We start from the raw sequence: 12,815 nt of genomic DNA, 5'->3' as shown, positions 1-12,815 counted from the left end.
CGAATGGGTAGGTCAGGCGCCCCTGACCTGCGGCGCGACCGGAGGGCAGGGCTCACGCTCCGGTGGCCGCCGTTGCCGGCGGTAGCGGCGCGGTGCCCGGGCCGGGCGGCGCAGGCCGGATCCGGAAGGCGGTGGGTGATCGTTTCTCCGGTGAACATCCTGGGCCGACCGGGCGAGCCGCTCTCAGGATCTCCCACGCCGGTACCGATGCACCGCACCCCGAGCGGATCGAGAACCGAGTGGGGCAGATGGCTCACGAAGAGGAACCGGACCGACAGAACGGGCTGACCCGGGAAGCCGGCAAGCTGGGCAAGAAGCTCCCGTTCTGGGCATCGCGCGGAGAAATGGGCCCGTGGGAGCAGAAGGAGAGCCTCCTGGCGAGGATCGCCGAACTCGAGCCGATCCTCGAGGCGGCGAAGATGCGCGCGCTGGCCAATTCCGAACAGAGCGAGGTGGCACGGGCCTATGCGACCAAGGCTCATGCGGAGCTGAGCGAGGCCAAGAAGACGCTCGCGCACACATGGCACCCCATCATGCGTCGTGCGGAACACCTGGGTGTCGCGCAGTCGCATCTCGATGCCGCCTTGAACCTGCTGGTCTGGATGGCTCCGGACGATGACATCAAGGCGTTTCTGCCTCAGATGCTGGCCCTCACCGAAGAGCACTTCGACAGCAACGATCCGCGGCGGATCCGGGTCGCACAGCTCGCCCGCGATCTCCAGCACCCGGACGCCCGGGCGATCGATCCGAGCGAGCGCGCCTTCCTCGCCGAGACGGTCAGCCTTGCCCGGCGCCTCCTGCGGAAAGAGACGCTTCGCGTCCGCAGTTTCGTGCGGATCGTCGCGTTGGTGACCGTAGGCCTCTTTCTCGCCGCGGCCGGGGTCGCGGCTGCCACGTTCCACTGGGAGGACATGGTCCCGCTGTGCTTCACACCCGAGAACGGGAGGATGTACAAGGTGGTCTGCCCGACGACCAGTATCGACGTGGCAGACCCACCGACCCTCGCGCAGATCATGGCGACCACTCGCCCCGGGGACTACATCGTCGTCGAGATCGTCGGTGCCGTGTCGGCAACCATTGCCTCCGCGGCCGCTCTGAGACGGATCAGGGGCAGCGCGCTGCCCTACAACGTGCCGGTCGTCCTCGCGCTGCTGAAGCTGCCCACGGGAGCGCTGACGGCCCCGCTCGGACTGCTTCTGATGCGTGGCGGCTTCATCCCGGGCCTCAGTGCCCTCGACTCCTCGGCCCAGATCATCGCGTGGGCCATCATCTTCGGCTACTCCCAGCAGCTGTTCACGAAGTTCGTCGACAGTCGCGGACAGGCCCTGGTCGACGCCGTTCGCGGTCCGGCCAGCCCCGCTGCGACCCCGAGCCCCGTGAGCATGGACTCCCAGTCGGCCCAGGGGGCGTGAGGCGGCGCCCCCGTGCCCGGACGGCACCCCCCACCGCTTCGCCCCGGGGCAGGATGCCTCTGGCAGGACGAACGGACATGGATACCCTGGGGGGTTCGGTGGGGAACACATTGATTGCGCTGGCCGTGGCCGTGGTGGGTGTCGCCGGCACTCTCATAGCCTCGGTGCTGTCGCCGCGCATGCTGGCCCGCATCCAGGCGGAGCAGTTCACCCGCGAGCAGCGGGTGGCCGAGGCGCAATGGCTGCGTGAGCAGGAGGTGGCCGAACTCGCCCGCCGGCGCGAGGGCTACACGAACGTCAACGCGGCCTTCCGCCGGTACCGGACGCACCTGATGAATTTCCTGTGGGTCGTCCACAAGGGTGCGGTGACCGCCGAAGCGAGGGAAGCGGTCGAAGACGCCCGGCGCGATCACCACTCGGTGTTCGCCGCGGCCCAGATGGTGGCCTCCGGCAGCGTCCTGGCCGAGCTGAACCACATGACGAAGACCCTGTCGGAGACCTACCGCAGGATCATGTGCCTGGAAGAGGGCACCCCCGATCCGGACGGATCCTTCGAGGAGCTCCGGACGGACTTCGGCCGGCTCTGGGAGCAGTGGGAACGGATGCTGGACGTCATGCGGGCCGATCTCGGCGTGGAGAGCGGCCGGTAGGACGGCCGGGGCCCGGCAGTATGGCGGGGAACGCGGGGGCGCGGCCTCCGCCGGCCGTACACGGAGGTACAGGTGAACAACGCGCTCCTGGCGCTCGCCGGCGCGATCGTCGCGGTGACCGGCACCCTGCTCGCGCCGATCCTCTCCCAGCGCGTGCTCGCACGCGTGCAGACGGAGCAGTTCGAACGGCAGGAGCGGGCGGCCGACGCCCAGTGGGTGCGCGAGCAGCGCGTGGCGGGGGTGGAGAAGCGGCAGGCCTGCTACGTCACGGCGAACTCCGGCTACCGCCGCTACCGCATCGAGCTCATGAAGTATCTGTGGCTCGTCCACAAGGGCGAGGTGACCGCGCAGGCGCGGACCGATCTGGAGGAGACGCGGCTCGCCATGCACACAGCCTTCGCGGAGGCCCAGATGGTCGCCTCGGACGCGGTGCTGCAGGAGCTCGACGCGATGACGACGACCCTGGCCGGCGCGTACAGCCGCACCCTGCACCTGGAGGACGGCATCCCGCATCCCGGCTGGTCGTTCGAGGAGATACAGGCCGAGCTGCTGGAGCTGGGGGACCGCTGGAAGAACATGCGCGGCCTCATGCGGGCCGATCTCGGGGTGAGTACCGGCCCGGCCGCCGGCGACGCCTGACCCGTCAGCGGGGGCGGTAGACGGTCAGGGCGTCGGGGAGCTCGTCGAGGACGAGGCCGGTCGGGGCTTCGGCGTATTCGCCGTCGTAGGCGAGCGGGGTGCCCGCGGGGATGTCCCCGATCCGCAGGCTGCGCAGGCGGGTGGCCACGTGGATCGGGGAGCGGCTCAGCGGCCCCGTGAAGGCGGCGGCCAGGAGCCGCGGGCCGGGGCGGCCGCCGCCGTGGACGAGCCGCAGGTCCAGCAGGCCCTCGCCGAGGTGGTCGCGGCGGCGGGGGGTGGGGCCGGTGCCGTGGTAGGTGCCGTTGCCCGCGAAGAGCAGCCATACGCTCCGGGGCCGTCCGGCGAGCCGCAGCCGCACGGGCCGCTGGGAGCGCAGCACCCGCCAGGCCGCGAGCAGCGCGGCCGGGCCGCCGCCGATGCGCGGGGCCCAGCGCAGCCGGTGGCCGAGCAGCTCCGGATAGGCGCCGATGCTGAAGTTGTTCAGGAAGTAGCCGGGCTCTCCCCCGGGCCCCGGGGAGAAACGGCCCACGCCGACGCGGACGGCGTGCCCCTGCGCCACGGCCTCGCAGGTCGCCTCGGCTCCGGCGAGGCCGAAGTCCATCGCGAAGTGGTTGAGGGTGCCGCCGGGGAAGACGGCCAGCGGGAGCCCGGCCCGCAGTGCGGCGGTGGCGGCCGCGTTGACCGTGCCGTCACCGCCGCAGACCCCGAGCACGGTGGCCCGCGAGGCGGCCTTCGCGAGCGTGGTGGACAGCTCGGGGCCCGAGCACTCGATCACCTCGGCCGCGGGCAGGCGGGTGCGCAGGATGTCGAGACCCGCGGCGGCGGCCGTCCCCGACCCGGTGTTGACCACCAGGATGAGCCCGGCCCCGTCGGGGAGTGCGGGGGCCCCGGCGGCCGGCCGCTCGGCACCCGGCACGACCCGGGCCTCCTGCGCGTCGCGCGCGAGGCGGCGTACGACGAATCCGGCGGCCACCCCCAGTGACGCGCCCACGAGCACGTCGGAGGGGTAGTGCACCCCGGTGTAGACCCGGGAGAACGCCACGGACGCGGCGACCGGGGCGAGGACGGCCCCCCAGCCCGGGGAGGCCAGCGCCACCCCGGTGGCGAAGGCGAAGGCCGACGCGGAGTGCCCGGACGGGAAGGAGGTGGTCTGCGGCTGTGTGGCCAGCTGCCGGGTCAGGGGTACGCCCTCCAGCAGCGGCCGGCGTCGGCGTACGGACCACTTGCCGACGGTGTTGATGGTCGCGGAGGCCAGCGCCAGCGAGGCGACCCCGCGCACGGCGGCCTTGCGGGCACCGGCCGACCCGAAGACCGCGATCGCCGCGGCGGCCCCGCCCCACAGCACGCCGTGGTTCGCGGCCCGGCCGAGCCTCGGCAGCACCCGGTCGGCCCCGGGCCAGTGCCGCTGCGCCACCTCGTCGAACAGCCGGCGGTCCCACCGGGCGAAGGCGCCGGACCAGGTCAGTTCTTGATCAGCCATCTTCTGCCCTTACCCCGGGCGGCGGATCCGAACCGGCCCGCGCGGCCACCCGGCCCATCGGACCCATCCGGTCGGGCCGCGAAGCCCACCCGTCAGGTCACCCGGCAGGACCTCAGGGGGTGTCCTCCTCGTCCAGCGGGCGCTTGCGGAGCAGCAGGACCACCAGGCCGCCCAGGACCACCAGGCCCACCGCCAGGGAGGCGATGACCGGGGTGGCCGCCGAGCTGCCGCTGATCGCCAGCCGCTCGTCGTCCGGGGAGGCCGTCGCGAGGGCCGCGGACCGCTCGCCCAGCACCTCGGCCGCCGAGCCGGAACCGGCCCCCGGGGCATCGCCCGAGGTGTCTCCCGCCGCCGGGACCGGGGGCTGCGGCCAGACCGCCGTGGCCGTGGCGGCGGCCGCGGACTCGCTGGAGCCGGCCACGATCTGGGCGTGGGCCGGCAGCTCGCCGGTGAAGACCCGCCCGACCGGCACCTTGGTGGCGCCCTGGACGGTGACGGAGGCCGTCCCGTCGGGGGTGCCCGCGGGCACCTCGAAGTACAGCCGGCTGCCGTTGACGGCGGTGGTCAGCGGCTGCCCCTCGGCGTCCACCACCCGCACCCCCATCGCGACGGCCGCCGCGTCCGGGATGACCGACACGCTCGGCGCCCCGGTCCGCACGGTCACCGGGCCGAGGCGGGTGCCCACGGCCCCCGACACGTCGCCCGGGTCCAGCCCGAGCGAGGCCGGTGGCTCCGGCAGCTGCCCGGCGGCCCGCTGCAGGTAGTCGGCCAGCTTCTCCGCCGCCGGGTCCGCAGCCTCGACCTGCGCCCCCTCCGCCAGCCGCCAGATCGCCACCTGGGTCCCGGCGGCCGCGCTCTGCGCCGTGAGCGCCCCGGCCCCGGCCGCCTTGGCGAGCCCGGCCAGGTCGTTGTGCTGCGGGTAGGAGTGCTCCAGGACCCAGCGGATCCGGCCCGCCTCCCGGTTCCCGGCGAGCGGGCTGCCGCTCCAGCCGCTCTCGGTGTACCGGGCCTGGGGCTGGGCGTTGCCCGTCACCCCGACCCCGTACGTCTGGAGCATCCCGCCGCCGTCGACCCGCATCTCGTAGAGCCCGGCCGGGATCTGCCGGACCGAGCCGTCCCCGGACCGCAGGACCGCCTGCCCGAACGTCTTCAGCCCGTCCAGCACGGCGCTCGCACCCTCGGGTGACCTGGGCGCCACCGGGCCGGAGTCGGCGGCCGCCCGCGCCGCGGGCGCGGTGGCGAGGGCCGCGGCCAGCAGGGCCACCGCCAGCGGCCGGCGCGCGGAGCCCCGTACCGCGGCGGGAGGTTCGAGAGGAACCGGGGCAGGAGCAGGAGCTGGAACAGGCGCAGACGCAGACGCAGACGCAGGAGTGGGATCAGGAGCGGAGGATGCGGGAACGGCAATCGACACAGTCTTCCCCTTCGGGCCAAAGACCCAGGTGCCCGTGAGTACCGGGGAATCCTATCCGTCTCGAACACTCAGACCACCGCCGCCTTCTGAGTGTCCATCAGCGGTGTCTCCGTCCGTACCACGCGCCGGAAGGCGGCGGTACCACGATTCAGGTCATGACCGATGGCCGTCGCGTCGATCTCCGCGGAGAACCACCGGTTGCCCTCTCCGTCGGGCGGGTCCTCCCGCACGCGCAGCCTTCCGTGCACCACCAGCGGCTCGCCGACGGACACGGAACCGGCAAGGTTCACGGCGAGCGTCCGGCGCGCCCACACCGTGTAGAAGCTGGTGGTCCCGTCCGTCCAGGCGTCCTTGCGCCGGTCGAAGTACCTCGGCGTCACGGCGAAACGGAACCGCGCCGCCGGACCGTTCGCCGTCTCCTTGTAGTCGATCTGCGTCGCCACATAGCCCACCAGCGTCACCTGGGTGTCGTACATCCCGCTCGCCCTCCCCCGTGGTTCCGGTCCGTACGGATCTGTACGGACCAGCCGTACGGACCAGCCGTACGGGTACGAACCATGCTGGGGCAGGCCGCCGGTCCCCGCTCCGGCCTGTGGATTACTGCCGGGTTGTGGACAACCGGCTCCCCCCTGCGGCCACCGTGGCGTACTGCTCCCGCACCTCCCGGTAGCGCAGCAGCTCCGCCGCCACCGGCTCCAGCACCCGGGCCCGGCCGCACCCGGCCGCCGCCTGCCGCAGTCTGCGCTCGGCGTCCTGCCCGTACCTGCGCGCCGGCCCCCGGGCCGCGATCGAGCAGGACCATTCCACGAGCGGGCCGCCGATGATGCCCGCCACCATCAGCAGCACCGGCGGCAGCAGCCTCGGCTCCAGCACCCCGACGATCTGCCCGACCAGCCACAGCCCGCCGTAGATCTGCAGCAGGGTCATGGCCGCCTGGGCGAGCACCGCCGCCGGCCACCACCTGGGCCGCGGCGGTTTGACGCTCGGCACCGCGACCGCCGCCCCGAGGGTCACCGCGATCTCGTCCAGCGCCTCCGGCAGCCGCTCCGCGCCGCGCACCGCGGTCTCACGGACCGCCTGCGCCCACGGGTCGGGCAGTCCGGACACCGCCTCGTCGGCGACCGCCCGTACCGCCTGCTCCACCCGCTGACGCGCGGTCACCTCCTCCTCGACCGGGGCCTCGGGGACCGCCGGGCCGCGCCCGCCGATCGCCGCGAGGGCGGCCAGACCCGCCAGGGTGCGGGGTGCCCGGCGGCCCTCGTACCAGCGCCACAGCCGCAGCCACGGCGTCCCGCACGCCTTCCCGGCATTGCGCCGCCACGCGCGCTCGGCGGCGAGCCCGGCCGCGTAGGCCCCGACCGCCTCGGCGAGCCGGTCCTCGAACTCGGCGCGCGCCGCCTCCCCGATCTCCGGCCCGGGGTGCCCGTCGGCCACGTACAGCGGTCGCAGACGCACGGCCGCGCGGTCGACGTCGGCGGAGATGCGCCGGGTGGCCGCGCCCTTCTCCTGGGTGAACTGTCCGAGGAGCTCGCGCAGTTCCCCGACGCCCTCACCGGTGAGCGCGGACAGCCCGAGGACGGTGGCGCCGGGCTCACCGTGCTCGCCGAGGGCGATGCCGTCGTCGTCGAGGAGCCGGCGCAGGTCGTCCAGTACGAGGTCGGCGGCCTCCCCGGGCAGCCGGTCCACCTGGTTCAGGACGACGAAGGTCACCTCCGCGTGCCCGGCGAGCGGCCGCAGGTAGCGCTCGTGCAGCACGGCGTCCGCGTACTTCTCCGGATCCACCACCCACACCACGGCGTCGACCAGCGCCAGCACCCGGTCCACGTGGTCCCGGTGCGCGCCGACCGCCGAGTCCAGGTCGGGCAGGTCGACGAGGACCATCCCGCGCAGCGCCTCCGCCTCCGAGGTCTCGCGGGGCCGGCGCCGCAGCCGCCCCGGGATCTCCAGCCGGTCCAGCAGTCCGGCGGCTCCGTCCGACCAGCTGCACGCGATGGGCGCGGCGGTGGTCGGGCGGCGCAGCCCCATCTCGGAGATCTGCACACCGGCGAGTGAATTGAAGAGAGTGGACTTGCCACTTCCGGTGGCTCCGGCGATCGCGACGACCGTGTGCTGCGGCGACAGCCCACGGCGCGCGGCCGCCTCGTCCAGCACCCGCCCGGCCTCGGCGAGGGTCTTTCCGTCGAGCCTGGTCCGGGACAGGCCGACCAGCTGGCGCAGCGCGTCGAGGCGCAGCCGCAGGGCCTGCCCCTCGGGACTGAGCGGGGGCGCGGTCGACTTGCCGCCGTCACTGCCCGCGCCGGAGACGGCCCGTACAAGGGCCTCGTCGCCCTCGTCGCCCTCGTACCCGTCGTCCCCCTCCCCGTCCTCGTTCCCGTCCACGGCCCGGGGGCGCGAGCGCGCGATGAGTCCGTCGTCCCAGCGGTCGTCGGTGCGGTCGGTCAGGGCGGTCACCGCGTCACCTCTCCTTCTGCAGTACGGACAGCGCGGCAATCAGCTCGGCCTGTGGTTCCGGGGTCACTTCGAGCGCCTCCAGCGGGGCGAGCCGGCGGTCGCGTTCGGCACGCAGCACCTGGTCGAGGTGGTCGCCGACCAGTTCCCCGCCCCGGTCGCGCAGCCGCAGGGCGGCCTGCGCGCCGATCCGTTCGGCGAGCTTCTCCCCTGCGGGCCGGGCCCGTTTGCCGCCGAGGAGGGCGGCGACGAGCAGGGCGGCCACGCCGTCGGGGTCGGGTGCGGGCTGCCGGTCGCTCTTGGCCACCTCCTCCTCGGCGAGTTCCTCCAGGACCCGCCGCCAGCGGCGTACGGCCATGCCGATGCGCTCTCCCGCCTCCCGGTCGGGCGCGGGCAGCGAGACCGCGCCGGCGGCCGGCTCGCGCCGCCAGGCCTCGGCGATGCGCTCGTCGGCGGCGGCGACGGCGCACTGGAGGAGCGCGGCGAGTGATTCGGCGAGCGAGTCGAGCAGTTCGTCGGCGCTCGTGTCGAGCGGGTAGCCGCGCCACCGGGTCAGCGCGTCCCCGGCCAGTACGGCGCCGTGGTCGAGGCGGCCCCGGACCCGCTTGCCCTCCCGTTTGTACGCGTCCTCGACGGCCGAGGTCAGCCGTACCGCGGCGGCGTGCTGGGCGGCGACGGCGGAGGCGAGCTCCGGCATCCGGCGCTTGAGGGAGTCCAGCGCGCCGAGCGCGGTGCGCCCGACGGCGTACTGCCGGGCGGCCGGGTCCTGCGCGTGGTGGGCGAGCCAGGCGAACAGCGGGGCGACGGCACTGGCCGGCAGCAGCCCGCCCCCGCCGGTGGATTCGGGCAGCTCCGGGACGGTGAACCGCGGTACGTCGCCCAGCCCGGCCTTGGTGAGCAGGGCCCCGTACTGCCGCGAGACCTCGGCGAGCACCTGGTGCGGAACCCGGTCGAGGACGGTGATGAGGGTGGCCCTGTACTGCTTGGCGGTGCGCAGCAGGTGCCAGGGGACGGCGTCGGCGTACCGCGAGGCGGTGGTGACCATCACCCAGACGTCGGCGGCGCAGATGAGTTGGGCGGCCAGCGTCCGGTTCTCGACCACCAGGGAGTCGATGTCGGGGGCGTCGAGGATGGCGAGCCCGCGCGGCAGGCTGGAAACGGTCTCGATCCGCATCTCGCGGGTCGCGTGGGTGTCGGCCGGTCCGCGGTCGCGGGCCCGGGGTCTGGCGGCGGGGGGCACCTCCTCCTCGCCGTGCGGCACCCAGACCCGCATCAGGTCGGGCAGTACGCGCATGCCGGCGAACCAGTGGTGGTCATCCGGATGGCAGACGAGCACCGGTGTGCGCGTGGTCGGGCGCAGCACCCCGGCTTCGCTGACCTGTCGGCCGACGAGGGAGTTGACGAGGGTGGACTTACCGGCCCCGGTGGACCCGCCGACGACGGCGAGCATCGGCGCCTCGGGCGCCTTCAGCCGGGGGACGAGGTAGTCGTCGAGCTGCGCGAGCAGCTCGGCTCTGGTCTGGCGGGCGCGCGGAGCGCCGGGCAGGGGCAGCGGCAGACGCACGGACGCGACCCGGTCGCGCAGGGCGGACAGGGCATCGAGCAGCTGAGGCCGAACATCCAAGGTCACCACATGCGAAGAATGCCCAATTTGGGACCATTTTTGAAGCTTATACGTCCTCTGCGCGCCGACCGCGACTCCAGTGGGACATTCTGGGCACGACGGACGAGTGGGGCGCAGGCATAACGAGTGCACAACACCAGGGGCGCCGCGGCGCAAAAGCGATGCGAGAATCGCACCTGCCTGCGATTATCGGGACCGCTTCACCGAACCTCCACATCGTGGCTCGCGGGTGAAGCAACCGGGACAAGGCGACCGGAGCCCTATCCTTGACCCGGCACGGACCTCAGCCCCACCCCCACCGGGGGCTCCAGGCCCACCAAGGCCGCCTTCCGGCCCCCGTAGCTCAGTGGATAGAGCAGGTGCCTTCTAAGCACTTGGCCGCAGGTTCGAGTCCTGCCGGGGGCACTCCTCACGTCCCACCTCAAGCCCTCCCTCCGGGGAGGGCTTTCGTGCGCGTCGGCTCCGCCGGACCCGCCCCGGAGCACGGCAACTCGCCCTAGATGTCCCGCGCCGGGCGGTACTTGTAGTACGTCAGGAACATGTCCACCCCGGTCTCGCTCAAGGCTGTGGTGGTCTCCTGGGGCAGGCCCACGCCGTAGGCGCTGTGGATCAGGTGCGGGTAGAGCACCAGTGAGTAGAACTGGATGATGGCGACCTCGACGTCCGGCATGTCGAGGCGGCCCTCCGCGATGAGCCGCTCGAAGGTGTCGAGCAGGGCCGGACGGACCCGGTCGGGGCCGCTCCGCTTCCAGGCCAGGCCCAGTTCGGGGAAGCGGACGGTCTCGTTGACCACCAGGTGGCGCAGCGCCATCACGTCGGGCCGGATCATGCCCTTCACCCAGGCCTCGGCGGTCCACACCAGCGCGGTGCGGAGGTCGTCGATGTCCTCCAGGCGGGCGGCGGTGCCTTCGACGGCCGCACCCAGGGCCTCTTCGAGGGCGTCCCCGATGACGGCCAGGAAGAGCGCGTCCTTGTTCCCGAAGTGGTTGTAGACGGTCACCTTGGAGACTCCGGCCTCCGCGGCGATGGTGTCCATGCCGACCTTGAAGCCGTCCCGCACGAAGGCCGTTCGCGCGGCCCTGACGATCGCCAGCCGCTTGCGGGCGGCCCGGTCGCCCGTCGGTACCCGCGGGGTCTCTTCCATCACCGCTCCGCCCGCCTTCGCATTCTCGACCCGTCCCCCACCGGTCGGGCGCCAGCCTAGCAGCCCCTGAACTGATCAGTTGAGTTCATATGAACCGACCTGTACAGTTCAAACGCGCCAAGTCCCACGGGGGTGGGCTGGGCGCCCCACCTCGGCCGGAGGGACCCCGGCGGCACGTCGCTCCGTTCGGCCCGTTCGAGGCCGCAGCGGGCCACCAGCTGCCGCTCCGCGCCGAGGACGTGGACATGGACGTGGACGCCGACGCGCACCGGTTCGGGCGACCGGCCGATCTGCGGACGCGCGCTCCGCGACCCCTAGCCCGAGCCGCCGCGCATCCATCTCGCCCCGCTCCGCCACGAGTTCGCCGGACACCGCGGTCGCGGGCCGCTACGCCATCGACGCCATGAACCTGGACATCGCCGGCGACGAGTACATCGTCACGGAGGGCGGGCTGACGGGGCAGCGCGGCCTGTTCGGCCGGGACGACGGGGGCACGGTCGTGGGCATCGACCTGGCGGGCCGGCTCTTCGGCCGCGTCCCGGCCGCGTCCCGGCCGCATCCCGGCGCACGTCCCGACCACGTCCCGGCCTCCGTACCCCGACCGACTTGCGGGAAGGCCGGGGATGCGGTTGCGTCGAAGGAGTGGGTACGTGGTTTCCGTCTCCCCTGGGTTGGGGGTGAGCCATCGTGCTGTTCACCCATCGCGCGGAGGCCGGCGAGAAGCTCGCCGAGGCACTCCGGCACCTGAAGGGGGAAGATCCCGTCGTACTGGGCCTGCCCCGCGGCGGAGTCCCGGTCGCCTACCGGGTGGCCCGCGCGCTCGGCGCCCCGCTCGATGTGATCGTGGTGCGCAAGCTCGGCGTCCCCCACCACCGTGAGCTGGGCTTCGGCGCCATCGGCGAGGGCGGCGTACGCGTCATCAGCGAGGACATCGTCCGCGGCAGCCGCCTGGGTCCGCAGGACATCGAGGCGGTCGAGCACGCCGAGGAGGCGGAGCTCACCCGGCGGGCCACGAGGTTCCGCGGGGACCGGCCGCGGGTGCCCCTGGAGGGCCGGACCGTGATCGTCGTGGACGACGGGATCGCGACCGGGGCCACGGCCGCCGCCGCGTGCGAGGTCGTACGGGCGCAGGGCGCGGCGCGCGTGGTGCTGGCCGTTCCGGTGGCCCCGCCGGACGCGGTCGCCCGGTTGGGCTCGGCGGCCGACGAGGTGGTGTGCCTGGCCACACCGCACGCCTTCCGTGCCGTCGGCGAGTGGTACCAGGACTTCACCCAGACCTCCGACGAGGAGGTCGTCTTCCTGCTGGCGCGGGCGGCGGCCGACCCCGTCGGCCGCCCGCCCGTCCGGGCCGCCGAGGTCGAGGTGGACGCCGGTGGCCTCGTCCTGACCGGGGACCTCGCCCTGCCGGAGGGCGCCGGGGCGGTCGTGGTGTTCGCGCACGGTTCCGGCAGCAGCCGCCACAGCCCGCGCAACCGGTCGGTGGCCGCGGACCTCAACCGGGCGGGCCTGGCCACGCTCCTCCTCGACCTGCTCACGCCCGACGAGGAGGCCGACCGGGCCAACGTCTTCGACATAGAGACCCTGGCCGGGCGGCTCGCGGACGCCACCGCCTGGCTGCGCCGCCGCGAGTCCCTCCCGACGGGCTGGTTCGGGGCGAGCACCGGGGCGTCGGCTGCGCTGTGGGCGGCCGGGGAGGCGGGCGCGGAGATCGGCGCCGTGGTGTCCCGCGGTGGCCGGCCGGACCTGGCCGGTGCGCGGCTGGCCGCCGTACGGGCTCCCACGCTGCTGATCGTGGGCGGCCGGGACTCGACGGTGCTCGACCTCAATCGCCGGGCCCAGCGTGAGCTGCGCTGCGAGAACCGGCTGGAGATCGTCCCGGGGGCCACCCACCTCTTCGAGGAGCCGGGGGCCCTGGACGAGGTGGCCGGCCTGGCCCGCGACTGGTTCACCCGCCACCTGGTGCCGTCGTAGACCGGGTCGGTCGTCCGGGCGCGCGGTGGCGCGGTG

General features: G+C 73.7%; 10 protein-coding genes and 1 tRNA gene. 5 read left to right on the top strand and 6 right to left on the bottom strand.

Features of this window, described 5'->3' with window-relative positions; translation table 11 throughout:
- Positions 1 to 62: 62 nt before the first annotated feature.
- From KO717_RS23645 to KO717_RS23635, 3 genes are all read left to right on the top strand, one after another.
- Positions 63 to 1,412 carry a hypothetical protein gene (locus tag KO717_RS23645; protein WP_301371057.1) on the top strand — a complete coding sequence of 450 codons (1,350 nt, stop codon included), beginning with the start codon at positions 63 to 65 and terminating at the stop codon, positions 1,410 to 1,412.
- A gap of 77 nt (positions 1,413 to 1,489) precedes the next feature.
- Positions 1,490 to 2,062, top strand: a complete 573-nt coding sequence (locus KO717_RS23640; RefSeq protein WP_301371055.1) for a hypothetical protein — start codon at positions 1,490 to 1,492, stop codon at positions 2,060 to 2,062.
- 72 nt (positions 2,063 to 2,134) lie between these two features.
- On the top strand, positions 2,135 to 2,701 hold the full coding sequence (locus KO717_RS23635; protein ID WP_301371053.1) for a hypothetical protein: 567 nt from the start codon (positions 2,135 to 2,137) through the stop codon (positions 2,699 to 2,701).
- Between the two features lie 4 nt (positions 2,702 to 2,705).
- Here the strand turns inward: KO717_RS23635 and KO717_RS23630 are convergent, their stop codons facing one another.
- The 5 genes from KO717_RS23630 to KO717_RS23610 form a co-directional block, all read right to left on the bottom strand.
- Positions 2,706 to 4,181, bottom strand: a complete 1,476-nt coding sequence (locus KO717_RS23630; RefSeq protein WP_301371051.1) for a bifunctional phosphatase PAP2/diacylglycerol kinase family protein — start codon at positions 4,179 to 4,181, stop codon at positions 2,706 to 2,708.
- Between the two features lie 112 nt (positions 4,182 to 4,293).
- Positions 4,294 to 5,445: a thioester domain-containing protein gene (locus KO717_RS23625; RefSeq protein WP_301371050.1), complete on the bottom strand. Its 1,152-nt coding sequence runs from the start codon at positions 5,443 to 5,445 to the stop codon at positions 4,294 to 4,296.
- A gap of 215 nt (positions 5,446 to 5,660) precedes the next feature.
- A complete protein-coding gene (locus tag KO717_RS23620; protein WP_301371049.1) occupies positions 5,661 to 6,068 on the bottom strand; it encodes a single-stranded DNA-binding protein in 408 nt (135 codons plus the stop codon).
- A 121-nt stretch (positions 6,069 to 6,189) separates the two neighbouring features.
- A complete protein-coding gene (locus tag KO717_RS23615) occupies positions 6,190 to 8,043 on the bottom strand; it encodes a GTPase (RefSeq protein ID WP_301371047.1) in 1,854 nt (617 codons plus the stop codon).
- Positions 8,044 to 8,047: 4 nt separating this feature from the next.
- Complete coding sequence (locus KO717_RS23610; RefSeq protein WP_301371045.1) at positions 8,048 to 9,673, bottom strand: dynamin family protein; 1,626 nt, start codon at positions 9,671 to 9,673, stop codon at positions 8,048 to 8,050.
- Between the two features lie 323 nt (positions 9,674 to 9,996).
- On the opposite strand from KO717_RS23610, the gene KO717_RS23605 reads away from it, so the two are divergent.
- A tRNA-Arg gene (locus tag KO717_RS23605) sits at positions 9,997 to 10,069 on the top strand.
- 91 nt (positions 10,070 to 10,160) lie between these two features.
- Here KO717_RS23605 and KO717_RS23600 read toward each other — a convergent pair.
- Positions 10,161 to 10,808, bottom strand: coding sequence for a TetR/AcrR family transcriptional regulator (locus KO717_RS23600; RefSeq protein ID WP_301371044.1), 648 nt, complete (start codon positions 10,806 to 10,808; stop codon positions 10,161 to 10,163).
- Between the two features lie 687 nt (positions 10,809 to 11,495).
- Here KO717_RS23600 and KO717_RS23595 point away from each other — a divergent pair.
- Positions 11,496 to 12,779, top strand: a complete 1,284-nt coding sequence (locus tag KO717_RS23595; RefSeq protein WP_301371042.1) for a phosphoribosyltransferase family protein — start codon at positions 11,496 to 11,498, stop codon at positions 12,777 to 12,779.
- The last annotated feature ends 36 nt before the right edge of the window (positions 12,780 to 12,815 follow it).

Source organism: Streptomyces xanthophaeus, from assembly GCF_030440515.1.
GTDB classification, from domain to species: Bacteria; Actinomycetota; Actinomycetes; order Streptomycetales; family Streptomycetaceae; genus Streptomyces; species Streptomyces kutzneri.
This window is presented reverse-complemented; position numbering and strand designations above follow the sequence as displayed.